This is a genomic window from Phormidesmis priestleyi ULC007, assembly GCF_001895925.1.
GTDB lineage: Bacteria > Cyanobacteriota > Cyanobacteriia > Leptolyngbyales > Leptolyngbyaceae > Phormidesmis_A > Phormidesmis_A priestleyi_A.
In genome coordinates, this window is sequence record NZ_MPPI01000038.1 from 16,356 (window position 1) to 41,736 (window position 25,381).

Sequence of the window (25,381 nt, forward strand, 5' to 3'; positions counted from 1 at the left end):
TAGGCTCGTGAAAATGTCTTCTGATTCAGATCCTCTTCCTCAACTGACTCATACTCCCAGATTGCAGAAAGTGCTCGATCGACTCACCACTAGCATAGAGCGAGACGCTTTAGTCCAGCAAACGACGAATCAACTTCGCAATGCCCTTGAAGTCGATCGGGTGGTTTTATACTATTTCTATCGGCATTGGAAAGGGCAAGTCACGTTTGAATCATTGAGTTCTCCAGAACTCTCTATCTATGGCTCAACCGGGCCCGATCAGTGCTTTAACGGTGACTATGCTCAGATGTATTTAGAAGGACGAGTTCGAGCCATCCCAGACATTGAAACCGAACCGATCGCGCCCTGTCACCGCGATTTTCTTCGCAACATGCAGGTACGCGCTAATTTAGTCGTCCCAATTTTGACCTCTAATGACTTGTGGGGGCTGCTCGTCGCGCACCATCAATCAATTCACCCTTGGTCGCACCAAGACATTGAGCAGATGCAATCAGGGGCAAAAACCTTAGCAACGGCTCCCTCGATTCAAGAAAGCAACGGCTCCATCCCAGATTAGCGATCGGACTCATCCTCAAGGTCGCTCGTCTCAATCTCAGTAGCGAGAATTAGAGGCTCAAACACCGGGCAATAGCCATCTAATGTCACTTTAAAGTTAAACAACGGCGAACTTGGATTCCAGCAGCGTTGACCGCGACAGTGACGACAATTTGAGCAACAGTCTTTGAGCGTTCCATCTGCCCAGATTGGCAAACGATCGTTCCCCAGATTCAACAACTCTCGCTGGTGCAGACCCCGCAAAACCAGATCTTCTCCCTGCCAGCGGGCTTCGATCAGCCCCGTATCTGCCAAGGTGCGCCAGCGAGGATCAGCCATAATTGCGTCGGGCAGCGTGATCGTCACCACCGTTCCTAGTTCGGCTAATTCCCCTTCATAGCTGTTGTCTGGGGGGGCAGGTTGCAGAAAAGTTTCGCCAATGGGCAACTCAACTAACCCGCCGATCGAGGGCGAATGCAAATGATATCGGTTGTGCAGTTCTTCCAAGCCCGTTAAGTCAGATAGATAAGTCGGCGACCCGTGGACAAAGAGCACATGCTGAGGGCGCAGATTGTGAATGAGTTGCGTCGTGCTAGGGCCATCACAGTGCTGCGCCAGCAAATAAAATTCAACCGTCACCCGCCCAGAATCAGCCGCGAGGAATGAAGAAATCTCTTTGGATTCTATCTCTAACTGACTGCTCTGCTGAGGAAATAGCACCAGCCACGAAGCCTCAGATTGGCAAAACTCATTGAGATCCACCGTTAAATCGGTCAAGACGATGCAAGGAGCTGCAATCTGCGATCGCTGTTCAGGCAGCAGATGTCGCACACGGGGGCGCACCCGCTCATCCCAAAAAAGCGGTTGGTGACGCGCAAAATTTTGCACAGCGCTGGGGAGATGAGGCAGCAGATCTAGATAAGCGTCACAGCCTGCGGCCACCGTACCATCAACCCAAATATTTAAATCTCGCCCAGTAAATAGATGATGACTCCGCAGCAGCATCAGCAGTTCTTGCCCTAGCCCCAGAGTCGGCAATGGCAGGAGAACAGAGCGCCCTTCAGCGATCGCTCGACTGATGCGCTCAGTCAGTTGGTTTTCTTGCTGTCGTCGATGCGGAAATCGCGCCGTGCCATAGCTGCCTTCAACAATCAGCACATCTGGCTCTAACCCCCGCAGTTCTTCTAGCCGCAACCCTTCAACCAAGCGAGAATTGGATAAGAAAAAATCGCCCGTGTAAAGCAGCTTGTAGGAGCGCTGCTCTTCGGTTGACGCAGGAGGCGGCGTATAAGTTAACAAAATCACCGCCGCTCCGGGCAAATGACCTGCTGGAAACAGTTCGGCGGTCAACCCATCAAAAAACTCTACGGGCGATCGCCACGGCAGCGCATGACAAAACTGAGGCACTGACTCCCCCACCCAGTTGAGCGGAAGTAACTGAGTGGTCACTTCACTAGCGTAGATTGGCAGGTTAGGAAAAGCTTGATGAAGCGCCAGTAGCCCTCGTGCGTGGTCAGAATGAGCATGACTGCACAAGACTAAATCAGCCGGGTGCGCCAAATCAGAGTTTTGCTGACTTAGAGGTGAAACGTCTCTTAAGCCACAGTCAAGCAAAATTCGATAAGGCCCCATGCGAACCAGGAGAGATACTCCTTCATCGGCATGACCCACGCCATAAGGCAAGCATTCCAGTTGAGTCACGTTGGGTGGTACTTTCTAATATTTGAAACTATGAATCCTAAGCCCAGTAAACTGCAGACCGTGGACAGAGACTTGCGATTCTTAACATTGAATTTGCAACTCGCGATTCTTTGCCAGTTGACATACTCACCGTCCTGAAGGAGCGGTGATTCTCCAAACCTCGCGATTTAGATTTCTGCTTCATTGCAACTGCCTCCACCTCTAAGGTTTTTTGGTCTTATGTTCGCTCCACAGACTTTCCGCTTTGACCCGCGTTCCCGGATGCCCCTCGGTATGGGCGGGAGAAACTTGGTTATCGTCCCTCCCGCTCAAACTATAGATCGTTCAAATGTACTTGTAAAGCCGTCGCAGAACGACGGGGTTTCTAACCCACTTTTCTGATGACTAGTGCGCCGACCCGTTACCGTGATAATTGTCGGAGTCATAAAAACCGTTGCGGGTGCCAAAAAACAGACAGGCGATCGTAAAGACTCCCGTGAGAACGAGTAAAACAAGTTTGACATCCATAATGATTACGGCTCTTATGATGGTTTATTAGGGCTGAGTAGTCTGAAGGTCGCAAATTTATGAACAAATCTGAACTGGATTGTACCGCAAACTCTTCCAGATTCTAGCAGACCAAAGGTTTTTGACAGATTCTTCTAAAGACTGAAATGACGATCGATTCATCTTTTATTCAACCAGAGTGGCTATCACGATCGTCGCTAGAAGTCGCCCCTGATTTATTAGGCTGCACACTGGTGCGCCAATTTGCGGATGGGCTGACGCTGCGAGGCCTGATTGTCGAAACCGAAGCCTACACAGTCGGCGACCCAGCGTGTCATGCCTATCGACGACAGACCGATCGTAACCGCATCATGTTTGGCACCGCCGGGATGACCTACGTCTATCTCATTTATGGAATGTATCACTGCTTGAATGTGGTCACCGATCGCGACGGAGTGCCCAGCGCCGTATTGATTCGGGCCTTGCAGCTTGATCGCCTTCCGCCCTGGTGTTTAGGCGAAAAGCAGACTCGCGTTGCCGCCGGCCCTGGAAAGCTCTGTCGCGCCTTTAAAGTTGATCTCACTCTGACCGCACAACCCTTTCAGCCTGGACAAGCTCTGTGGTTAGAGCATCGCAGTCCCCCATTTCAGGAGCAGATTGAGCAGCACGCGATCGCGTTCGTTCAAACCACTCGCATCGGGCTAACTCAAGGAGTCGATTTACCCTGGCGATGGTATGTCAAAAATTGTGCGGCAGTGTCGAAGAAAGGATGAATTCTTAAAGGACGACTTCTTTGCCGCGATCGGTAAACCGCACTGATTTAATTTTCCATTCAGCATTACTGGTCAGCGTTTTGCGAAGACTGCCAAAAATTGCCATTTGTTCGCAGCTAGAGAGAGAAACAAGTTTACGCCTTGAGTCGGGGGCAACTCGCAGATCAATGGTTGCCACACCCGAAGCGACGTTCACGCGATACCCAGATAATCTAAAATCCGCGCTATCCGCGTTTTCTAACACCTTGCCCACAGCACCCGTAATGGGCTGATTTGCCGGAACCGCCGTTTTTTCTGCCACAAAATCTCTACACTGGTTGTCCACTTTATAAACACTTATAGGAACCGTTTTTTTAGACGCGACTGAAGCAGTCTGAAGCGGTTGACTCGTGCGAGATGGCGCTGGCGGACTTTTTGCAATCGGCAACGCAGGACTTGGCACAACACTCGGACTAGTCAGCGGAGACGATGCGACAGGAGCATTAGAAGGGGGTTCCGTCCGACAGCTACTCAATCCTACTGAAATCATCAACGGCACCCAGTAAAAAAATAGTTTGGGCCTTTTTCCGGTTTTTGACTTCTCACCCAGGAGAGGAGAGACATACCTCTGAATGTTGATCATAAATTTAATCGTCTTTAACAAAAGGGGGATCTTTAATGGGGAGAGTCATCCCTGGCATTGTAGATTTGTGGCTTCAGGGTTAGCATAGACTTAGCGACACCCAAAACGGATGTCGATGTTGCATTTTATAAAGTTCATGGACCAGAGTCCATTACCCCACAGTAATAAACTCCTTTAGCGCTGGAAGCCTCAGTCTTCCAGCGCGGGGGAGATTAAGGAGGTTTCATGCTAACCCAGGAAAGTCGCACTTCCCTGTCTGAAATTGCTGATCTCAATCAGCTTAAGCACGAGTTAAACGAGATGCCCGCGATCGACGTGGGCGACTACATCGCAGAGCTTCCTCCTGAAAAACGCGCGATCGCATTTCGACTGCTCAATAAGACTGAAGCAACCGATGTTTTTGAATATCTGCCCCAAGAGATTCAAGAAGAGCTGATCGGGTTGCTGCACAATGCTCAGGTGTGTCAAATCGTTGAATCGATGCGACCTGACGATCGCGCCGAACTTTTTGATGAACTCCCCGCCGGAATTGCCAAACGGCTCGTTCAACAACTCAGCCCCGAAGAACGGCAGGCAACCGCCACAATTCTAGGCTACGCAGAGGGCACCGCAGGGCGGGTGATGACCACTGAATATGTCCGGCTGCGGCAAGGCTTGACGGTGGGCGAAGCACTCGCCAAGATTCGACTGGCTGACCAAGACAAAGAAACGATTTACTACGCCTATGTGACGGATAATAACCGCAAGCTTAAACAGGTCGTTTCGCTGCGGCAATTACTCTTCTCGATTCCCGATGTGCTGATTGAAGACATCGCCAGCGATCGAGTGATCAAAGCTAAGACCGAGATGCCGCAAGAAGAAGTGGCGCAACTGATGAAGCGCTATGACTTGATCGCGGTGCCTGTTGTTGATCGTGAAGATCGGCTCGTAGGCATCATTACGGTCGATGACGTGGTGGATATTCTCGAACAAGAAGCCACCGAAGATATCCAAAAATTAGCTGGAGTAAGCGGTGGTGATGAGTCGTCTCTGTCCCATCCGTTAGAGAAGTTGCGGAATCGTCTGCCCTGGCTCGTCGGCGTGATGGCACTTTATATTGGAGCGTCTAGCGCGATCGCTCCGTTTCAAAAAACCATTTCACTCGTGCCTGTGCTGGCTGTGATTATGCCGCTGTTCTCCAACACAGGCGGAACGGTAGGTATTCAGGCTCTGACGGTGACGATCCGATCGCTAGGCGTGGGTGAAGTCACGCCAGCAGACACGATGAAAATTCTCCGTAGAGAATTGCTTGCGGGATTAGGAACCGCTTTGGCATTAGGAACGACTATGGTTTTGCTGTCACTGATTTGGACATCACCCGAAACCCGTTGGGTCGGATATGTTGCCGGACTGGTGATGGCAGCAAATTCGGTGATCGCAGTCACCTTAGGAACGCTGCTGCCAATGGGGTTAAAGCGGCTAAAACTCGATCCTGCCTTGATCAGTGGCCCGCTAGTGACGACTATGCTAGACACGATCGGCTTCATCCTCTTTTTGACCTTGATTACAATTAGCTTAAATATTCTGCATCTGCCCACTTAACCCATTAGCTTCTACTCAGATTGACCCTGGAATCTATCTAACAGTTGCTCTCGCGACAGTTGCAGCAAAAGTGGCGTATATTCCTCAGCCGAAAATGTCAGGATCGTCGGAATTAGAGTCGTGAGTCGATCGTCCATCTCACCAAAACGAGCTTTCAGTAAGTTCTCGACGACCAAGCGTTGTCCCATCTGGGTGCCCTCCTGTCTGCCCTCTTGTTTGCCACGCTCAATGATTTCTCGTTCCCATTGCAAATAAGCCTGATTAATTGCCATAAATGAAATTTGATCTTCCTCGTCAAGGTCTTCAACTCTCATAGTAATTCTCCAAGTTATTAAGAGGTTTAAAGTTTGGAAACGACGCGGGTCATCATTAGGTAAAGAAAGAATCTCTTCTACGGCTTGTTGCTGAATTTTGCCTCTCCCCAACAATCTGAGCCAGAGCGTATCTGGAGTTTTGGGAAGCTGGTGAATGACCACGATCGAGGTTCTCAAGGCAGCAGGTATGGCATAAATTCCGGGCAACCACTGATGGGGTATGTTCAAAATTCTGTATTAGTTGTAATCCTGGGTCATTTGTCGTAGCTTGCTGCGATCGAGTCCGCCAGAAATGAATTTCTGGGTGGGCGTTTGGGTCAACAAGCACGACTAAATTTACAATAGACCTTTTGCGTGATAGCGAAGAAATTGCCCTGAAACTTATATGTCAAAAGACTTGTAGCCGTTTTCTGGCACTAATAGCTGAAATGCCTGACCCGTAAAGCTTTTAGCCATTTTTTAGCTTACGACGCAAAAGGTCTAATCTATTCTGATGTGAAATTAATCGCAGGTTGTGAGGCCGATCGTTTTGGGGTATGAATGATCAGTCGTTCTTCAATGCACACCCTCAATGGTCTGGACTCGTCGCCACGTTCTTTCTCTCGCTGACTTTTCTCCGGCTGACTATGATGTCGTTTTGCAAACGGCTAGCAGCTTTCGAGAAGTGCTGTCTCGCCGAACTAAGAAGGTGCCGACCCTACAGGGGCAAGTCGTCGCTAATCTATTTTTTGAGCCGTCTACGCGCACTCGCAGCAGCTTTGAGCTAGCTGCCAAACGTCTATCGGCTGACACCCTTAACTTTGCTGCTGGAACTTCTTCTCTGTCAAAAGGAGAGACGATTCTTGACACCGCAAAAACCTATCTGGCAATGGGCACCGACATGATGGTGATTCGCCACAAAGAGGCAGGAGTGCCGCAGGCGATCGCGGCTGAAATGGATCGGTTGGGCGTTCGGGTGGGGGTTCTCAATGCAGGCGATGGTCAACATGAACACCCTTCCCAAGCGCTTCTAGACCTATTCACGATCTGCACACTGTTCGATTCTGAGCAACCGAGGCTATCGCTATTGGAGGGCAAGAAGATCGCGATTGTCGGTGACATTCTTCACTCTCGCGTCGCCCGCTCTAATATTTGGAGCCTAACAGCAAGCGGGGCTGAAGTTCATTTAGCGGCTCCTCCAACGCTGTTGCCCAGATGGTTTGCCGATTACGTCGCAGATTCAGATGATCGGTCTGCTCCTAATCCTCGCCAGCTTTTTGTACACTGGACGCTTAACCCCGCTCTTGAAAATGCCGATTTTGTGATGGCCCTGCGATTGCAAAAAGAGCGAATGACCAGTCATCTGTTACCCAGTTTACGGGAGTATCACCAGCAGTTTGGCATCACGCGCGATCGTCTCAAGCTCTGCAAACCAGAGGTTAAAGTTCTCCATCCTGGGCCGGTGAATCGCGGCGTAGAGATTAGCTCTGATTTGATGGATGACCCTCAATTTAGTTTGATTTCGCAGCAGGTCACTAGCGGAGTTGCGGTACGGATGGCGCTGCTTTACCTAATGGGTGGCGGCAAAGTTGCTTAATATCAGCTCAATTCTACGAGTTTTAAAAAATTGGTTCTTGCTCATTTACGAAAATATCGTCGTAGTTAAAAATTAAAGAGTCAGCGTGGCGAACAATTGAAAACCCAAAGTTTGTAGTCACTTCTGTGGTAAATGTGGCGATCGCTAACTCAACTAATTTCTTATCTAAAAGATTGGGTTTTTGAACAAAGTAATCTCGTCGTGCAAAAAACAGTCTTTCATCTCTTGGCACGATAATCTGATTGATTCGATGAGCGTGTCGAATCGGTTTGATATAAGTGTCAATAAACTCTTCTTGATTTTTTTGCAGCCGATAAAGTTTTTCATGCTGTAACCAACTCATCTTGAACAGCATTTTGATCAGTTCAAATCCCAAAATGTAGTTGAGAATGCTGTTGCGTTCTTCAGTACTAGCAACAATCCGCAAGGCTGATTCTAAAAACAGATCAGGCTTTCGGCGAACGTCTTGAGCAGAGTGAACATAAAACTGTCGAATATAGCTTCTCACAAGACTTTCACTTAGCTCTGTTGGAATGTAAAACCGCTTGAGATTTTCTTTGACTTTTTGTTTAACCTCTCGATTTTCAACGAGCTTTGCAATCAGACCATTGGCGGTATATTCATCTAAAAACTCTGCCTGAATATTGGGAGTTGCTGCACAGAGCAAATGGCAGAGAGAAAGCACATAGCGGCGCTGATTCCAAGGCAAACTTTCTGCCCAGTGTTTTGCTTCTTGAGGCAGCTTATCCAGAACATTTGTAACCTGAGATTCTTGAGAATAGGGCGACTTAATGGGTTCGTCGATCGAGGCTAATTTTTTAATGGGCTTGTTCATTCGCGTGCATCGATCATGCAAAGACTAGCGATCGTTTCGAGATATCTGCTATTCCCTGATAGATAGTCAATTAGCTGTGAGGTTAGACGATCTGGCTTATTGTGCCCTGCCTTCCTAACTTTAAACGATCAACTCAGCACACTTCTAGATACCAGTATAGAACATTACTTCTGTGGCGTATGTAATCAATTAGACATCCTAAATCTAACTAAAAACGGAGAATATGTGTCGTTCAGATATGTTATGTTTCTTAATACTAAGATACTAAGATACAAAAATTTTAAGAGGTTATCCCATGATCGTTCTAACTGCACTTTTCGTTGCAAGCTGGATCGCAATCGTTGTTTTAGGGAGTCCGAGTCAAGCCCAAACCTGGAACTCATATGAACTTCAGCCGATCGCGATTCCTGTTGCCGAGAGCCAACGTTCTGTGAAACGATAATCTAACTTTGGATTTTGGGTGACTTCTCATATCCAAAATCCAGCTTTCTCTTTAGCCTTGACTCGCTACACGTCAGCGCTTGAGAAACCCTTCAAAATCTTTGACAATTCCTAGAGAGTTTTAGCGAAATACGATCGATTCCTGCTCAAATGTGAGAGAAAATTTTTACATTACTAGGCCCAGGCGGGGCTTCGCAGAAACTCTAGCAGTTCTCGGTTCACAGTTTGAGGCGCTTCTTGCTGAATCCAGTGACCGCAGTGGGGCACTAATTTAATCTTGTGAGGAGCTTGGATTAAAGAGTCTAACCCGTCAGCAAGTCTGTAACTCAAAATCGAATCTTCTTCACCCCACAGAACTAAAGTCGGGATCGTGATTGGATCGGGCGATCGCCCCCAGTCGCGCACCCAATTTAAGGACGTAAACAGGTGGCGATAATGATTGATTGCAGCAGATAACGCGCCCGGTTTGTTTAATGCAGCCTGATAGAGTTGGGCGTTCTCTTCGCTAAAAGCTCCCTTGCGAATCGCCTGCTCTTGAAACATGCTATTGACAAAGTTTTTTAAGTTTTGTTTAATCAGCAATTCTGGTAGCCCAGGGATTTGAAACGCTAATACATACCAACTTTGGCGCAGTTGATCTAAGTTACTGAGCATCTCGCGCACAAATCGTTGCGGGTGAGGAGCGCTCAAAAGTGCTAAACGATCGAGACATTGTGGAGATTTTTGGGCCAAGTTCCAGGCGATCGCCCCGCCCCAATCATGACCGACAACGTGAGCACGACTATAGCCCAAGTTTTCGATCAAGCTACGAATATCGGTGCTCAAAGTGTCGAGATCATAACCGCTACTGGGCTTTTCAGAATCGTTATAGCCGCGCAGATCAGGAACAACCACCCTAAAATGACGTGCCAGCACCGGGATCTGATAGCGCCACGAGTACCAAAATTCAGGAAACCCATGCAGCAATAGCACCAAGTCACCTTCGCCTTGCGTTACATAATGGAGGCGAATGCGGTTGGCTTCAATAAACTGATGCTGCCATTCAGAATCGAGAGCGAGCATAAGACTAAGCCAGACAGCGATAAGGGCACGGTAGAGCGATCCCCAAAGGGGCATTTGCTTGAATGACCCTGCTATCTAGATTATCACCAGAGGTTTCTATCCTAGTTGGATTGACTATCAGTGAAAACCTGGAGCGGTGCCTATCAGAGCCTAATGGAAGCTCTTTGCCGGAACCGCCGGGCGATAGTCAGAAGGCTTGATGTGAAACTTGACTAGATTTGCAAGTTCTTGAAGTTGGCTAATCGCTTCTGCGCCTTCAAGCTTCATTAATTCTCGATCGTCGCGCATCTCTGTCCAGGTGATTCCATAATCCGACACCAAAAAGCGGATCAGGTGGTTGTCTCCCAAACTCACCATAAACGAGGCACTATTCATCTGACCGCCGCAGGTATAGCAGGAAGCCAGATACCCTCGATTCTCCAACACGATCGCCATCGCCTGAAGATTCATTACGAGGTCTTTTACAAACTGTCGGTGTTGCTCTGCCAGTCTTAAGAACACAAGCGTCCTCCAATCACCACACCTAATTCTAACCTTTTATTAAGAGCTAAACGATCTACCCTTTGGGATAACGGTCTCTCTGGATAAGAGCCCGCCAAACAGTGTTAAAAATAACACTCAAAGATGCCTATTTATATTAATGAATTGGGCAAAATCACAAAGTATCGATACGCACAAGTTTGCTCAAATCTCTCAATTTTTTAGGTTTTTTATAGAATTGCGGATGCGGCACAATTTTTGTAGCGTTAAGAGTCTCTGGACGATTTGGAATCGCTAAAGTTCCTCGTTAATCAGTCAACTTGCCACCAGCCAAATAGAGGGCCAACGAAACGGATGGTAATCCACGCTGCCACAAGTCCGACAATGCCGATCCAAGCACCTGTGGAAGACCACTGCACAAACTGCTGTGCTTGAGTTTTGGTCACTGGCAACCAGGGAGAAATATTAGGCTCTTTGCCATAGTTTTCGCCCAGAGATTCTTTACGACGCTTTGCTTCTCCCATTGCTTTTTGCTTTTAATTGAAGGTTTCGTTCCTGATAATAGCGTTTCTGGGTGCCAATTTCAGTCTTGCCAACTCGTCGTGTGAAAATGGGTAAACAAACTGGCATCCAGATAGTTAATGCGGGCTAAAGGGCTAAGGGCAGCCAAAACTTGATTGCCATAGCTGCGGTGAATGACGCGACTATCCAGCAGCGCTACAACCCCTTGACACTCACGAACCGGGGCGATCGCTCGCTGCAACTCGCTTAATGCTTCTGGAAACAGATAGAGCCGAAACCAATCTTGCCGAAGTTTTTTGTAATAAGCCACCCGCCCCGCCACTAACGGATTTTCTAGTGAGGGAATGGGCAGTGTCGCGATCGCCAACAAATGCGGAGCAGGTAACACGCTCTGATGCTCTCGCCAAAACTCCCAGCCCGTGACCAAAATGCCGTTGTCGTCAAGACAGGTGCGCTCTACTTGCACTCTAGAGCCAAACTCTGATGCCAACACGGTTCCGACTTGGGCTTTGAGAGGCATATCTCCGATCAAAATCACCGACAGCCCTTGCACCGCCGTGCTAGCACTGAGCAGCGATCGCAGTTCTTGCAGCAATGCCCCTTGAAACTGGGGCGTGTTGGGCATCGGAACGCCTTCTGGCTGGTAAAGCTGAATTAGGTCATCTTGACGATCGAGCGAAAACTTTAAACAGGTTAGATCATCGCTCAAACCTATTTTTTGGCGATAAGTCGCTGCGTCTGAATCGAGATCTAGAGCACCACCGATTAAAACAGTGGGTTGCTGCGACCAGATATCAGTCAAGCTCGAAGCAATTTCGGTCGGGGCACAATGGAGGGAAAACTGCCCTAATTGGCGAGCGATCACTGCCCAAACGAGTTGTCCTTCAGTTTGAGCTTGTCTGAAAAAATGCTCCCAATTAACAGGTAGAGAAGACGGCAAAACTTGATGGAGCGCATCGAGAATCTCTTGTTCGGGCTGCTCGATTAGATAACACTCATAAGGGTTGGCAGGGTGATGAAAAATCGCTTTCGTCAGTTGAACTCGTGCATCTCGAATCTCGTCAGTGTGTTGAGGACACGCCAACATTAAATCATTCCAGTCAGAGGCTTGCAGATTAATCGTCAGTTGATCTCTCACCCAGCGTTCGAGGTCATCTACGCCATCGACGATCGTCGGAATGCCCGTCGGAAATCTGCCTTCACCATTGAGGCGATCGCTTAACCAGGCTTCTGGAGTGGTGAGTAAAATTCCTTCAAAATCGGGGCTAACCCAGCGATCGCCCGTGCGAATTGGCTTGGGCGTATCAATCCACTGCCGCAGACGCGGAATCTCGACCATCAACAGCCGTTGCTGAACCGACTCAGGAGCCACCACAATCACCGATCCTTTCCACATCAAAATCGGCACGAGATAGCTGAGACGATAGCGCCCATGATAGCCAGAAGGTGCCCCGGTTTGAATTAACGCACTGCGACCGATCCGCAGGGCCCGCGCAACGAGCCGCGCCATCGTCAGATGATGCGACCAATAGGGTTCGCCCTGCTCTCGCAGAAAGGCGCGGAGTTGCTGATGAACTTCTACCTCAATCACAGGTTTGAACTCATGTCGTACTAGTTGACATTCTCACCGACCTAAAGGAACAGTGATTCACTAAATCTCACGATTTAGATTTCTGCTTCATTGCAACTGCCTCCACTCTCAAGGAGTTTTTCGGTCTTGCGTTCGCTCCACAGACTTTAAGCTTTAACCCGCTTTCCCGGATGCCCCTCGGTATGGGTCAGGGAGCCTTGGTTATCGACTCTCTAGTGACCATTCTGACATACCGATAAAAAACCCTGCGGAGATTAATTCAGCCACAGGGAGAAAATAAAGAATGAGGGACGAATGAGGGGTTATCGTCTGCGACTGCTGCCTGCTCGCGATCGCCCACTACCAAAAGAGCTAGGACGGTTGACGCGACTGGGAGTAGAACCTGTAGAGCGGCGCAAATTGCTAGAGCCGTAGCCAGAACCCGTGGGACGACCGTTCCCAATTGAGGGGCGGCTGACTCCAGGGTTGCGATAAGACGGCGTGTTGATGCGCCCCGTAGAGCGAAAGACTTGGCGGTTTCGCACAGCGGCGGGAGGAGCTTGATAGCGCTGCTGATAGCTGTTAACGGCTTGGTTATAGCTGCTGCCATAGCCCCCAAACCCAGTGAGCGGACGACCAGACTGATAAACAGGAGGAACGTAGTATTGAGGTCGGAAGAGGAGACTTCCGATCGCTTGTCCTGCTACCGCTCCGGCTACCGATCCTGCGAAAGGAGTCCAAAAACTCGGCTCTTGGCGCACGATCTGCGTTTCGGTTTGCCCAGTTTGAGGGTTAGTCACATTTTCAGCGACGTTGTGGACATATTCGATCTTAAAGTCTTCGGGAATGTGGAGCGACGGCTGACCGTTTTCAACTTTGAGATAATTTTTTTGCCCTGCTTTGACTTCATCAGGAGTCAACTGAGCCAGCGGCAGGTTTTGAGTGCGGAAGGAAGAGGGAACACCTGGTTTTGTGTCCAGCAGCATAACGGTGTATTCTCCGTCTCCATCGTTATAAGTCGCTTGCTGAACCGAATATTGTCCATCAGGAAGGCGAGTCTGCTCAGTGCGGGTGTTAGCAGAACGGTTGCCCTGCCCATTAGCCTGCGAATCTCCAGAGAAACCGCAGCTAACCGTTGTCAAGCACAAAGCAGCAGACATAGAAAGCAGTAAGAGTCGGCGGAACATAGACCTAAAAAAGGTAGTGAATAGTGGCGAGGTCATAAACTAACCGTTTGCTATAGAGGAATCAATTCTGGAAAGAACTCTAGAAGCTGGTCAGGGTCGAGTTCTTCACCGAGTCGCGCCGGGGAGAAATGCACCTGAATCGCCTGTAACCGTTCTTGATAGTGGAGATTGATCACTCCCTTCAATCCTGCCTCTAAAGCCCGAATGCTCGCAAGGTCGGTTTCCAGATCCGGAACCTCACCTTCTGCGGCGATCGTGATCATCACAATCAAATTCTGAGTCACAGGCAGAGATAGGGGATCAACAGGTTGCCCAGACGCATCTTCCAGTTCGGGCGCACTCAAATAGCGTTGAGCAGAGTCAGTAAACAATTCGTTCACATAGTCCCCGGCTTCACCTTCGCTCCAAAACACGTCGCCTTCATTGGCGGCAGACTGCCAATAGGTTTGATATTGCAGCAGACTTTGACAGATTTCGACCAGTCCTTCGCCCAAAACCTGCATATCACCGTCTGCCTCAACTGCTTGCCGCGCTGCCTGGTTAAGCACACCCAGCAATGGAGCCACTTCTTTGCCCGCGAGGTGGATGAATAGGCGACAGACGACAAACCGATTTTTGCCTGTAAATTGATTAAACCGATCGCGCAGTGAACTCATTTTTTGCCTGACCCTTCAGCTATTTCAAGAGGGACATCTTTAGTCTAGTTATCTCCAGACAAGATTGAATCTATCTGAAGATTAGACGGCTGCGGCGATCGCGCATAGAATCAGCGATCGACCCCTCTATCTGGTCTATGATCGCAACGTCTCAAAGAATGAGTTTTCGAGCATTTAACGTTGATCAATTTATCTCTTCAAAATTGAAGGTGCTTTCTCTCCATGAGCTTCTCGCAAGTCAAGCAGTTTTTATTGGGCAAAACTCTCCCGACCAGTGCCCATGACGAAGAACGATTAACCAAAGCTGCTGCACTGGCAGTGCTTTCTTCAGATGCACTTTCATCAGTAGCTTACGCAACTCAAGAAACGCTCCTCGTTCTAGTTGCGGCGGGTTCTGGCGCAGGCGTTCTCGGATTTTCGCTGCCGATCTCGTTGGCGATCGTGTTGCTGCTGATCATTGTTACGCTGTCTTATCGTCAGACGATTCGGGCTTACCCCAAAGGCGGCGGATCTTATATCGTGGCTCGTGGCAATCTGGGGCTGCTGCCTGGGTTAATCGCGGGTGCCTCGCTGATGATTGACTACATCCTCACCGTTGCGGTCAGCGTCTCAGCCGGGATCGATAACTTTGTGTCTGCCGTCCCGTTTCTGCGCCCTTTCACCGTCGAGCTTTGCTTATTTGCAATCTTTCTGATCATGCTGGCTAACTTGCGAGGCGTGAAAGAGTCAGGAAGAATTTTTATGGTGCCGACTTATGCCTTCATCGTCAGCATTTTTGTGCTGATTGGCGTGGGGCTGTTCAATCAAGCTACTGGGCAGTTGACTCCGATCTCGGCTGGCGAAACGGTTCATAAGGTAACTGAGCAACTGGGTTTGTTTTTAGTTTTGAGAGCCTTTGCTGCTGGGTGTACCGCGTTAACAGGTGTCGAGGCCATCTCAGATGGAGTGCTGGCCTTTAAGCCACCAGAGTGGATTAATGCGCGTCAAACATTGCTTTATCTCGGAATTATTTTAGGTGCCATGTTTTTGGGCATTACTTATCTGGCTCACATTTATCAGCTTGTGCCCAGCGAGTCAGAAACGGTTTTGTCGCTGCTGAGTCGTCAAATTTTTGGGATTTCACCCCTCTATTATTTCCTGATTTTGTTTGCGACCCCGGCGATTTTGCTGTTGGCGGCAAACACGAGCTATGCAGACTTTCCGCGGCTCTGCTACTTTTTGGCCAGAGACGGATTTTTGCCTCGGCAACTGGCCCTATTGGGCGATCGCCTCGTCTACTCTAACGGAATTTTGCTGCTCAGTATTTGTGCTGCCGTGCTGATCGTGGTCTTTCGGGGTGACACTACGGCGATTATTCCCCTTTACGCAGTGGGCGTGTTTACTTCGTTTACCCTCTCTCAAGCCGGGATGGTCATCCATTGGTATAAGGGCAAAAGTCGCGGGTGGCAAGCCAGCGCCTTGATGAACGGGCTAGGAGCCATCGCCACGGCGATCGTGTTAGTCGTCGTGGTTTTGACAAAGTTTGCGCTCGGTGCCTGGGTGGTCGTGATTGCAATTCCGCTATTGGTGTGGCTCTTTGGCAGCATTCGCAAGCACTATCTGTATGTAGCAAGCCGCCTCAGCATTCAGGAGTTGGCACCCCGAAGCTATATGGCTCGACCTAAAGGCGCGAACGCAACTCATCCGGCGATCGTTGTGGTGGGTCAACTTCACCGAGGCACCGTCGAGGCGTTAGACTATGCCCGCAGCATTGGCGATGAGGTGGTTGCGGTTCACGTTGACACTGGCTCGACCAACCGCGAGAAACTGCAAACTCGATGGCAAGAGTTAGAGTCTGATATTGATCTCCACATTTTGGAGTCGCCTTATCGATCGGTGGTCACGCCGATCTTAGATTTTGTCAGCAGCTTTGAGGATCAACATCCTGGGGTGCTGTCTACGATTATCATTCCTGCCTTTGTGCCACGCCGCTGGTGGGAGAGCGTTTTGCACAATCAGACGACGCTATTTCTCAAGGCAGCCCTGCGAACTAAGAAAAGTCGGGTGGTTACGACCGTGAGATATTACCTGTAGAGAAAGTTCAAGAAACGTCTCTAGAGACTGGGATGAAAGCCCTTCACAAACTCGATCGCTGCCTCAGTCGATGGCGGTTTAAAGGTCTGAATCTGCTTCAGCACATTGAGAACTTCGTCAGATTGAGCCGTGGCGATCGGGTGTTTGCCAAACTTAGGGTTGTGATAGAGCGTCAACTGTTGATTATTAGAATTGACCAGGATAGTTTTGGTAGGCGCTTGAAAAAACTGCATTTTTTTGAGCGCGATCGGAATCGACTGCAACAGTTTAACAGCGTTGACTTGCTGCACTTGCTGACCCAACAGAGTCACAAGCTGCTGAAACTGCCGAATCTGTCCAGCATCTTGACTGAGTGGTTGGGTGGGGATCTGGTGCAGCAAATCCATCAACGTTTGTTGAGTAATCTTGTGATCTTCAAACGGAAAGATCGCAACATAAGCGGTGATCAATAGCTGTTCATCGCGCTCTAACCGAAACGTCAACGTTGTCCGGCGTAAATGGACTTCGATTTCAGGCGGAGGAGCCAAAAAGCCACACTGTCGAGCCACCTGCTGATAAGTGACGGCTAACGCACAGTTGGCATCTGTGTTCAGGCGATCGTCGATCACAATCTGGACGATCGGGGGCGTTTCGTTAAAATATTCTTGGCAATTGTCGGTCGCGAATGTATAAATCTGGCTTTGATCCCCGTTTTGACTGAGATCGATCCAGCGGCAGGTCGCCCCAGTCGTTTTAATGCCAAAGGGAGACACGCCATGCAGTTTGAGACCCGTCATAGTAGAACCACTAAGGTCGGCTCCTGACCAATCGACTCCTGCTAGATTGGCACGGGTAAGATCGACGTGCACCAGCGTAGCGTTGAGCAAAGTGGCGTAGCTTAAATCGGCTCCTGTCAGGTTTGCACCACTGATTTTTGCACCCGTCAAGTCAGCCCAACGGAGATTAGCACCGCCCAAGTCAGCCCAGCGAAGATTGGCACCCGACAAATTTGCCCCTTGCAGATTGGCACGGCTGAGATTTGCTTGTCGAAGCTCTGCCTGACTGAGGTTAGCGCCTGTGAGATCAGCACTGCTCAGATCGGCGCTGGTTAAATTGGCTTGCTCTAGATTCGCCTCGGTCAGAATGGCATGACGCAAATCGACTCGACTCAGATTCGTTTGACTGAGGTTGGCATAGCGCAGTTTGGCATCTCGAAGATCTGCATTACTAAAATTGGCTCCTCGTAAGTCAGCCCCGCTCATGTCCGATCGTGTCATTTCTGCCTTGATCAACTCTGCTTGCACGAGGCTGGCTTCTCGCAGGTCAGCCATCGTCAGATTAGCAACGTTGAGGATCGCACGGTTAAGTTTTGCCTTGCTAAGGTTAGCACTATTGAGTTTGGCGGCGCTGAGATTTGTCTGACTGAGATTGGTGCGGCTTAGATTAGCGCTTGCAAGGTTTGCGACACTCAGATCAGCACGACTAAAACTCGCTTCGCTCAAATTTGCTCCGCTCAGGTTAATTTCTCTCAAGTCAAGAGCAGAAAACTCTCGTGACCCAGCAGTGTATTGTTCTAAAACTTCCTCAGCTTTCATTTAAGTTTCTGACCAATGTGCCAAAAATTGCGAGATGGCTTGGTGCTAACGTACCCAAATTTAGATCAGAATTAGCCTGGATACTACACGTCAAGGCGAATTAATGACTATGAAAATTGGGATTGTGGGTCTAGGGTTGATTGGAGGATCGCTGGGGTTGGATTTACGATCGCTAGGGCATCAAGTCTTAGGAGTCAGCCGTCAAGAGAGAACGTGTAAAATAGCCGTAGCAAGGGGCGCAACAGATGAAGCCGCCACAGATTTAGCGCTGTTAGCCGATACAGATCTGATTTTTATTTGTACCCCGATCGCGCACATGCGATCAACAGTTTCTCAACTCATTCCGCATATTTCTTTAGAAACAATATTAACGGATGTCGGGTCAGTGAAGGCCTCGATCGTCCAAGAAATCGCTCCCCTATGGCGTAACTTTGTCGGCGGACATCCGATGGCAGGCACTACAGAAAGCGGCATCGAAGCGGCACAACACGGCTTATTTGCAGGAAACCCTTATGTGCTAACACCGACTGAGACAACGCCCTCAGACGCGATCGCTCTGCTCGAATCGATTTTGCGTCCGTTGCAGGTTCGTCTCCATCGATGTCAGCCTGAAGCGCACGATCGTGCCGTCGCCTGGATTTCTCATCTGCCCGTAATGGTCAGCGCCAGTCTGATTGCTGCCTGTTTAAGTGAGGCTGATCCCGATGTGATCAAACTCGCTCAAGCTTTGGCTAGCTCTGGTTTTCGTGACACCAGTCGAGTCGGGGGAGGCAACCCAGAATTAGGGCTAATGATGGCACGATACAACCGAGCAGAAGTGCTGCGATCGCTGTTGGTTTATCGAGAACAGCTCGATCGCATAATTCACGAAATTGATCATGAAAACTGGACAACTCTTGAGGAAACCTTTCAACAGAACCAGGCAGCCCGACCTAAGTTTATGAAATGAACCCTAGAGACTACTAACCGTCAGACCTTGAGGCTGTGCCAGATTTCCGTAGAGCTTGACTCCGCGTTGATTTGCCTCAAGGTGACGAACGATTTTGTAGACCGCTTCAATTTGATCGGGGGCACCTGCTCTCAGCGCCAAGGTTGCGATCGGTAGAGGCGTTTTTTCGGCTTGCAAAACCTGCACGACGTTGCGCTGCAAGTCTAAAATTGCGGCGGCGGCTTTCTTGCCCGCTTCGACACCGGGCTGATGATAGGCGTTGACGTTGATCAGAAAGCCATAAAGCCCGACTGCTCGTTCATAGAGGGCGATCAGTGCCCCAACATTGTGGGCATTGGCTTCGGGGATCGTGACCGTAATGGAGTCCCGGTGATTTTCGTAGAGTGCCTGACGGGTGCCCTGAAGTAACCCAGACAGATAATCGCCAGAGGTGACACCCAGTTCAATTTCGATCGACTGCCCGGTGCGATCGTGCAGCACTTCAATGAACGTTAAGAAGAAGTTTGGCACTCCTTCGCGCAATTGCTGAACATAGGCGTGTTGGTCAGTCGATCCTTTGTTGCCGTAAACCGCGATGCCTTGATAGACCGCGTTGCCGTCGAGATCTTTCTCTTTGCCCAACGACTCCATCACCAACTGCTGAAGATAGCGACTAAACAGCAGCAAACTGTCTTTGTAAGGCAACACCACCATATCTTTCTCGCCTTTGCCGTTGCCCGAAAAATACCATGCGAGGGCTAACAGCGCCGCAGGATTGCCCTTAATCTCAGGTAGACGAGTGGCAGCATCCATTTCTTTGGCACCTGCTAGGATAGCGCGGATGTCGATGCCTTGCAGAGCCGCCGGGACTAAGCCCACGGCTGAAAATTCAGAAGTCCGTCCGCCCACCCAGTCGTGCATTGGAAATGTGGTGAGCCAGCCTTGAGACTTGGCCACGTTGTCTAAATTGCTGCCTCTGCCCGTGATAGCAACTGCCTGTTTACTAAAATCTAAATTGTGGGTGCTAAAGGCGTGCTGAACTTCGATCATGCCATTTCGGGGTTCTGGGGTGCCGCCCGATTTTGAGATCACTAGAACTAGAGTGCTGTTGAGCCGATCGCCAATTCGCGCCAGAACCCGATCAATGCCTGCGGGATCGGTATTGTCAATAAAATGAATGCCCATTGGCGGCAAGTCAGGAGACAGCGCTTCGGCCACAAATTCGGGCCCTAGCGCCGAGCCGCCAATGCCGATCGATAAAATATCAGTAAATCTCTCAGCTTGGGGCGGACAAGTCGCGCCAGAGTGGATCTTCTGGACAAACGATTCAATATCCTCGATCGTTTGTTCAATGTCTCGCTTAAAGTCGTCGCTCGGAGCCAAATCGGGGTCACGGAGCCAGTAATGCCCGACCATACGGTTTTCGTCGGGGTTGGCGATCGCGCCAGATTCTAGTGCCGCCATCTCCTGAAATGCCTGGTCGAATTTGGGTTTTAGCTGTTGAACAAACCCATCATCAAACCGCATCCGACTGACATCAAGATAGAATCCCAACCCTGCGTGGTAGTACAGCCAGTCTTGATAGCGTTGCCAGAGTGCAGCCGAGTTCATAAAATCCTTTGCCCTTTGTGAGGTCGCCACCCAACAGTTTATAGGGGCTAGTGACCAGGTGCGAAAAACTTGAGGGAGAAATTTAAGAATATGGACTAGAGAACGAGCAATAGATAGTATAGATATTCTTTAATATCAAGCATTTGAGAGAATTGCCGAAGCGGTTGTCGATCGCGGTTCAAATATTCGGTTTTGGCAAAATTCGCAAGAACTTAATAATCTGACCCGTGATCTCGATGCTGATCAAATAGCTGTCGAGGGTAAAGCGATAGAGAATTTGGCTAGAGCCGAGCGTTTGAAACTCGTGTAAATCTTGAAGCTGATTGATTTGAAAAAACTCGCCAAAGACAAATTGCTGAATTTTTTGAAACGCAGAGGATTCGAGGCTTTTCAGATCGATTAGAAAGATGCGATCGTAACGAACTTCAAGCCTCGCTGGAAGCAACAGTCCACCCATCGAGCCTGATTTATTAGTTTTCATAAGGCGCGCGAAGAGGAATGGATCAGGGGCAGCAAGCGCAGAGCATCTTCACGGGTCAGCGTGTCTCCGGGGCGGTGAGTATGCTGCGAAGCTTCTACTGCTTTCAGCATATAGAGATCGTGATAAAGCGTTTCTAACTCGATCCACAAGCCTTCTACTTCCTGATCAGAGAGGTTGTCAATAAGGTGATGAGCACGACTGCGAAACAGGTTCATAATGGTACATACTGAAGCCACGATCGGCAATTCTGATAGTTTTAGGACTTACGCAAACCTCGGAAGTTTTAACCAAGAATCAAGCATCGTGACCAACATAGGGGCTTAAACCTCCGAGGTTTTGGTCAAAATGCGTAAGTCCTGAGTTTGAGAGTGCCCAATTTTTTATCGGATATCGCGGTCAGAAAAGATTGCAAGCGTCGCAACAGATACGAATCGCGTCGCTTGGTGCGGTACGATTTCAGTTAATTCTCCATTCCCCTTTCTATGGTCGGTTATCTCGTCTCGCTCATTGTTTTCACGGCAGTCTACGCGCTGTTTAGCTTGGGTCTAAATCTACACTGGGGGTTTACGGGCTTAATCAACTTTGGACACGCGGCATTTTTGGCACTCGGAGCCTACACCACAGTGCTACTGAGTTTGGCGGGGGTGCCGCTGATTTGGGCAGTGTTGATTGGGGGAGCCGTAGCAGCGCTGCTGGGGTTGTTAATTGGCTTTTCAACGCTGCGATTGCGAGAAGATTATTTGGCGATCGTGACGATCGGCGTGTCTGAAGTCGTGCGTCTAGTCGCACTAAATGAAGAATGGTTGACTCGTGGCTCCTTCGGCGTACAGGGCTATGCTTTGCCCCTCGCGGGTCTGACTCGACCGACGATTTTGACTCGCTGGGGAATGATTGCAGTGATCACAGCGATCGCGGGTCTAGCGCTTCGCAGTCTGTGGAAGTGGGCACGACAGCAAACAAAGCGAGTAGAATCCTCTCTGTTGGTTAAAAGTGTTCTGGTTCTGGGCGCTTACTCAAGCTCTCTAGCACTATTTTTATCCGGTATTGGCACAGTCTTTCACAATCTAAAAGTCGCGAATGCTTTACCCGCATGGCTGCAAGGCGCTTTGCTAGTTGCATCGCTGGCAGCAGTTGTCTGGCTCTATCAGGGGGTTGCCCGCCGCACTCTACCCAAACTGCCTGCCTGGGAAGCTGGGGCAGTTTTGTTGTCTACGATCGTGCTCTCCCTCTTCGGGTTTTGCCTTTATGTCGTCAGTGCGATCGCGCTCTACAACTACAGTGAGAATCCGGCTCGGAATGGGCTAATGTTTTTGTCGGTGATTGTCCTGGCAGTGACGTTTTGGGCGCTAGAACGATTGGTGCGATCGCCTTGGGGACGAGTTCTTAAAGCGATTCGAGAAGACGAGCAAGTTGCCAAAGCGTTAGGCAAGAATGTATTTGCCTATAAGCTGCAATCATTTATGCTGGGCGGGTTTATTGCCGGAATCGCCGGAGCATTTCTCGCGTGGCAACTCAGCACCATTTATCCGAGAAGCTTTGAGACGGATCTGACGTTTACTGCCTGGACGATCGTGGTGCTAGGGGGTGCCGGAAGTAACGGCGGGACTTTGCTAGGAGCGGCTATTTTTTGGGGTTACACCACGCTGACTCGATCGCTTGATCAGTTCGTTCCTCTAGCTGCCGATCAGATTGGGGCACTGCGAATCATGCTGATTGGTTTGCTGCTGATCTTACTGATGCTCTGGCGACCCCAAGGAATTTTGGGCAACAAAGATGAACTAACGCTAGGACGATAACCTGACCTTTGAAGGATGAAATTTAAGCCTACTGCCTCTATTTCTAGAAGAGGAATTAGTTTGAAAGGATTTCACAATGGCAAGTCTTTTAGAAACCGCTAAAAATGCAGGCTCATTTACAAAACTGTTAGAAGCCGTTGAGAAGTCAGGATTAAAGCCAACCCTAGAACAGCCTGGGCCTTTTACTCTGCTGGCACCGACCGATGAGGCGTTTTCAAAAATGCCAGAAGATTTGCGGCACAATTTACTAGACAATCCTGCCAAGCTTAAGCGGGTAGTGGCTTATCACGTCTTGTTTGGTGACGTGCGATCGGACGACCTAGCCCAAATTGATGAAGCACCTACTGTCGAGGGGTCAATCCTTGCGGTCGATCAAAAAAATGGGGTTCATGTCAATGATGCCTTAGTCACCCAAACCGATATTCTCACTGATAACGGCGTGATTCATGTCATTGATGCTGTATTAATGCCCGCGCTATTGGCAGCAGAACGACTATGAGCATCGGTGGTTATGGATCAAGTGAATCTGCTCCATCGTTGGAGATGTTTGCTAAATTGTTTTCTTTTAAGAAACTCTTGCAACTGTAACCATGATGAACCTCCTTAGATTTTAAGGCTTGAATATTTACTGACTGACAAACCGAAGCACTTGCTGCTAAAACTCTTTAAGCAATGTCTACCGTCCTCACTGAGTCGATACATGATTGCCATCATCATTAGCAATAGATTGCCGCTTCTTCTCACCCACTTAAACTGGCTAAGGATCGAGAGTCACTGTAAGCGTCTTATTTTGAGGTAGGTATGTAACACTTAAATCGACCTTCAAGTTCAGTCCTCTAAAACTCGGATCAAGTACAAACTGATAGTCATTCATGTTTGAGCTACCGTATTGATCTAGAAACCTCATCAACTTCCAAATTTCATTGGGATTGATATTGACAGCCATCATCGCTCTTAATATTTGAATGGTTAACCTGGGTGATGTACCCTTATATTTCTTTGTTAAAGAGGCGATCGCACCTCTTTAACGTGAGTTCGACGAGTTCTTTCGCTTCGTTCTTCAGCGCTTCAGCCCCCTAAATCCCCCAAAATTAGGGGACTTTGAACACTAAATTCTGGGCTTGAAGTCCCCCAGAATTGGGGGATTTAGGGGGCAGCCCGGATTTGCAACCGCAGCGAAAAGCTTCATCAAATTCACGTTAACTCATGAAGGGCGATCGTCAGAATTCAACAACGAAGGAGTAAAAGATTGCAGAGTCGGTTCTTGAGAAGCCACTCTTTGAAATTGGTGACGTTGCTCTGAAAGTGATTGATAAATGATTTTGCGAGCCTGGTTGATGCTTCCCAAGGGAGCATGTTCAGGTAGAGAATGCCAGGGAGTAAAGGATAGGCTCTCGCCAAACGCTTTTTGCTCAGGGGAATCAAACGCTTGGCGAGGAATTCTAATCGTTGCAACTTTTTGGAAAGGCGACTCTTTTTCGCTCCACTCAACCGTTGGATCTTCAACGGGCATTTTGACCGGATCAATTTGTCGTTGGATTAGAAAATCAAAGGATGCGTCTTGAGTCTTTAGTTGCTCAACCATTGCGGTCTGCAAATAGTCTGGCGTTTTGTTAGCCGATCGCTCTATTGAAGAACTAGTAGGTTTTGTAGAAAACTTGACTGCCATTGAACCCAGTTGATAGGGAGTTGTACTCCAATACTGAGTCGCGATCGGACTGTCAATCTTCTTTTGCTTCATTGCCATCAGAATCTGGAGTTCATGAGTATGCCACTTGAGTGGATTTGCTCCAGAAAAGAAGAACTTGAGTGGAGGCTTACCGGGAGACTGAGCCAAAGCATTGAAGAAATCAGCAGAATCTTGAGCATTACGAAGAAAGAAAACTGGATGATCCACTAAGATGAAATCCTGAGTTTTGGCATCTTTCTCATCCCGCAATACTTTTTCGCCTTCGACATCCATCAGCTTGATTGCCATGCCGTGAACACCATTTTTTGTATCGTCTTTGTCTACGGCATTGGAGAAACGAACCCAGGCGGGGAAAGTTTTCCCAGGTTCTTTGAAAACACCAACTTTTAGATCTTCTGGCAGGTTAGGCTCAACGGTAAATTCTGCCCAAACAACCCCGTGTGCTTTTGGGTGCTGTGCTCGTAATCCTGGCTCTGCTGACTTCTCGATGTCTTTAGTAATTACATCAGCAGCAGCATTATCACTCAATACTGTTGCAGTACTGGTTGCCGCAACAGCAGGATTTGTGAATGGGATTAAGCCGATGAACAAAACAAAGCTGATAAGTGTCAGCCATTTGTAAAGTGCTAAACGCATAAACGGAGTCCTCAAAATTTCAGAAACTTGTTGAAATGAAGGGTGAAGGGGACGATCGCGCTTTGTCTAATTATGGAGAACGATCGCATCAGTTGCTCATATCAATTCTGCATAACCGTGATGTTCTAGCCATACTAGAAGCAAAGCAACGGCAGCAGGGAGCTTTTGAAACACTAGAATTGACGGTTATATCGTAGCGGCACCGTAGATGCCAGCGACGATGATATGGGTTAGAAAAAACACTTTGATTGC

The 25,381-nt window shown here is 48.9% G+C and carries 26 protein-coding genes; 10 read left to right on the forward strand and 16 right to left on the reverse strand.

Translation table 11 applies throughout. From position 1 onward, the window contains the following. The first annotated feature begins 13 nt into the window (after positions 1-13). Positions 14-556 (forward strand): GAF domain-containing protein, encoded by a 543-nt coding sequence (locus tag BRW63_RS21735; RefSeq protein WP_073074492.1) that lies wholly within the window; start codon positions 14-16, stop codon positions 554-556. Here BRW63_RS21735 and BRW63_RS21740 read toward each other — a convergent pair. Together BRW63_RS21740 and BRW63_RS29670 are read right to left on the reverse strand one after the other, a co-directional pair. Continuing rightward, positions 553-2,235: an MBL fold metallo-hydrolase gene (locus tag BRW63_RS21740; protein ID WP_073074493.1), complete on the reverse strand. Its 1,683-nt coding sequence runs from the start codon at positions 2,233-2,235 to the stop codon at positions 553-555. The two genes, BRW63_RS21735 and BRW63_RS21740, sit on opposite strands and share 4 nt — an antisense overlap. Before the next feature lie 384 nt (positions 2,236-2,619). Continuing rightward, positions 2,620-2,742: a hypothetical protein gene (locus BRW63_RS29670; protein ID WP_262983563.1), complete on the reverse strand. Its 123-nt coding sequence runs from the start codon at positions 2,740-2,742 to the stop codon at positions 2,620-2,622. Positions 2,743-2,888: 146 nt separating this feature from the next. Between BRW63_RS29670 and BRW63_RS21745 the strand changes: the two genes are divergently transcribed. Further along, entirely contained in the window at positions 2,889-3,494 is a 606-nt protein-coding gene (locus BRW63_RS21745; RefSeq protein WP_073074494.1) for a DNA-3-methyladenine glycosylase, read from the forward strand. Positions 3,495-3,498: 4 nt separating this feature from the next. Here BRW63_RS21745 and BRW63_RS21750 read toward each other — a convergent pair whose 3' ends face one another. Continuing rightward, positions 3,499-4,023: a hypothetical protein gene (locus BRW63_RS21750; protein ID WP_073074521.1), complete on the reverse strand. Its 525-nt coding sequence runs from the start codon at positions 4,021-4,023 to the stop codon at positions 3,499-3,501. Between the two features lie 318 nt (positions 4,024-4,341). Between BRW63_RS21750 and mgtE the strand changes: the two genes are divergently transcribed. Next, on the forward strand, positions 4,342-5,697 hold the full coding sequence (mgtE, locus tag BRW63_RS21755; RefSeq protein ID WP_073074495.1) for a magnesium transporter: 1,356 nt from the start codon (positions 4,342-4,344) through the stop codon (positions 5,695-5,697). 11 nt (positions 5,698-5,708) lie between these two features. On the opposite strand, the gene BRW63_RS21760 is transcribed toward mgtE, so the two are convergent. Further along, on the reverse strand, positions 5,709-6,239 hold the full coding sequence (locus BRW63_RS21760; RefSeq protein ID WP_143162101.1) for an RpnC/YadD family protein: 531 nt from the start codon (positions 6,237-6,239) through the stop codon (positions 5,709-5,711). Positions 6,240-6,582: 343 nt separating this feature from the next. Between BRW63_RS21760 and BRW63_RS21765 the strand changes: the two genes are divergently transcribed. Beyond that, complete coding sequence (locus BRW63_RS21765) at positions 6,583-7,587, forward strand: aspartate carbamoyltransferase catalytic subunit (protein ID WP_073074497.1); 1,005 nt, start codon at positions 6,583-6,585, stop codon at positions 7,585-7,587. Between the two features lie 22 nt (positions 7,588-7,609). On the opposite strand, the gene BRW63_RS21770 is transcribed toward BRW63_RS21765, so the two are convergent. Beyond that, positions 7,610-8,422, reverse strand: coding sequence for a cobyrinic acid a,c-diamide synthase (locus BRW63_RS21770; RefSeq protein ID WP_223257466.1), 813 nt, complete (start codon positions 8,420-8,422; stop codon positions 7,610-7,612). 295 nt (positions 8,423-8,717) lie between these two features. Here BRW63_RS21770 and BRW63_RS28510 point away from each other — a divergent pair, with 295 nt between their 5' ends. Beyond that, entirely contained in the window at positions 8,718-8,864 is a 147-nt protein-coding gene (locus BRW63_RS28510) for a hypothetical protein (protein WP_181314459.1), read from the forward strand. Positions 8,865-9,037: 173 nt separating this feature from the next. On the opposite strand, the gene BRW63_RS21775 is transcribed toward BRW63_RS28510, so the two are convergent. From BRW63_RS21775 to BRW63_RS21800, 6 genes are all read right to left on the reverse strand, one after another. Beyond that, the gene (locus BRW63_RS21775) at positions 9,038-9,925 is read right to left on the reverse strand and encodes an alpha/beta fold hydrolase (RefSeq protein ID WP_073074498.1); all 888 of its coding nucleotides are present in this window, start codon (positions 9,923-9,925) and stop codon (positions 9,038-9,040) included. Between the two features lie 150 nt (positions 9,926-10,075). Then, positions 10,076-10,426, reverse strand: a complete 351-nt coding sequence (locus tag BRW63_RS21780) for a DUF1815 family protein (RefSeq protein ID WP_073074499.1) — start codon at positions 10,424-10,426, stop codon at positions 10,076-10,078. Between the two features lie 290 nt (positions 10,427-10,716). Next, positions 10,717-10,929: a DUF2839 domain-containing protein gene (locus BRW63_RS21785; protein ID WP_073074500.1), complete on the reverse strand. Its 213-nt coding sequence runs from the start codon at positions 10,927-10,929 to the stop codon at positions 10,717-10,719. Between the two features lie 59 nt (positions 10,930-10,988). Further along, positions 10,989-12,518 (reverse strand): ATP-dependent DNA helicase, encoded by a 1,530-nt coding sequence (locus BRW63_RS21790; protein ID WP_073074501.1) that lies wholly within the window; start codon positions 12,516-12,518, stop codon positions 10,989-10,991. A 302-nt stretch (positions 12,519-12,820) separates the two neighbouring features. Then, entirely contained in the window at positions 12,821-13,684 is an 864-nt protein-coding gene (locus BRW63_RS21795; protein ID WP_073074502.1) for a hypothetical protein, read from the reverse strand. A gap of 50 nt (positions 13,685-13,734) precedes the next feature. Next, positions 13,735-14,340, reverse strand: coding sequence for a DUF1517 domain-containing protein (locus tag BRW63_RS21800; protein ID WP_073074503.1), 606 nt, complete (start codon positions 14,338-14,340; stop codon positions 13,735-13,737). A gap of 222 nt (positions 14,341-14,562) precedes the next feature. Between BRW63_RS21800 and BRW63_RS21805 the strand changes: the two genes are divergently transcribed. Then, positions 14,563-16,413: an APC family permease gene (locus BRW63_RS21805; RefSeq protein WP_073074504.1), complete on the forward strand. Its 1,851-nt coding sequence runs from the start codon at positions 14,563-14,565 to the stop codon at positions 16,411-16,413. 20 nt (positions 16,414-16,433) lie between these two features. Here BRW63_RS21805 and BRW63_RS21810 read toward each other — a convergent pair whose 3' ends face one another. Then, entirely contained in the window at positions 16,434-17,987 is a 1,554-nt protein-coding gene (locus tag BRW63_RS21810; RefSeq protein ID WP_073074505.1) for a pentapeptide repeat-containing protein, read from the reverse strand. A gap of 76 nt (positions 17,988-18,063) precedes the next feature. On the opposite strand from BRW63_RS21810, the gene BRW63_RS21815 reads away from it, so the two are divergent. Next, the gene (locus BRW63_RS21815; RefSeq protein ID WP_397428429.1) at positions 18,064-18,936 is read left to right on the forward strand and encodes a prephenate/arogenate dehydrogenase; all 873 of its coding nucleotides are present in this window, start codon (positions 18,064-18,066) and stop codon (positions 18,934-18,936) included. 3 nt (positions 18,937-18,939) lie between these two features. Here the strand turns inward: BRW63_RS21815 and BRW63_RS21820 are convergent, their stop codons facing one another. From BRW63_RS21820 to BRW63_RS21830, 3 genes are all read right to left on the reverse strand, one after another. Continuing rightward, positions 18,940-20,526, reverse strand: coding sequence for a glucose-6-phosphate isomerase (locus tag BRW63_RS21820; protein WP_073074507.1), 1,587 nt, complete (start codon positions 20,524-20,526; stop codon positions 18,940-18,942). Positions 20,527-20,704: 178 nt separating this feature from the next. Beyond that, positions 20,705-21,007, reverse strand: coding sequence for a cytotoxic translational repressor of toxin-antitoxin stability system (locus tag BRW63_RS21825; RefSeq protein ID WP_181314458.1), 303 nt, complete (start codon positions 21,005-21,007; stop codon positions 20,705-20,707). Continuing rightward, the gene (locus BRW63_RS21830; RefSeq protein WP_223257467.1) at positions 21,004-21,243 is read right to left on the reverse strand and encodes a hypothetical protein; all 240 of its coding nucleotides are present in this window, start codon (positions 21,241-21,243) and stop codon (positions 21,004-21,006) included. Before BRW63_RS21830 ends, BRW63_RS21825 begins: the two co-directional genes overlap by 4 nt. A 246-nt stretch (positions 21,244-21,489) precedes the next feature. Here BRW63_RS21830 and BRW63_RS21835 point away from each other — a divergent pair, with 246 nt between their 5' ends. Further along, a complete protein-coding gene (locus BRW63_RS21835) occupies positions 21,490-22,803 on the forward strand; it encodes a branched-chain amino acid ABC transporter permease (protein WP_073074509.1) in 1,314 nt (437 codons plus the stop codon). Positions 22,804-22,879: 76 nt separating this feature from the next. Continuing rightward, positions 22,880-23,302: a fasciclin domain-containing protein gene (locus BRW63_RS21840; RefSeq protein WP_073074510.1), complete on the forward strand. Its 423-nt coding sequence runs from the start codon at positions 22,880-22,882 to the stop codon at positions 23,300-23,302. Positions 23,303-24,007: 705 nt separating this feature from the next. Here the strand turns inward: BRW63_RS21840 and BRW63_RS21850 are convergent. Beyond that, a complete protein-coding gene (locus BRW63_RS21850; protein WP_083583159.1) occupies positions 24,008-25,129 on the reverse strand; it encodes a catalase family protein in 1,122 nt (373 codons plus the stop codon). A gap of 35 nt (positions 25,130-25,164) precedes the next feature. Here BRW63_RS21850 and BRW63_RS28515 point away from each other — a divergent pair, with 35 nt between their 5' ends. After that, complete coding sequence (locus BRW63_RS28515) at positions 25,165-25,326, forward strand: hypothetical protein (protein ID WP_181314457.1); 162 nt, start codon at positions 25,165-25,167, stop codon at positions 25,324-25,326. The last annotated feature ends 55 nt before the right edge of the window (positions 25,327-25,381 follow it).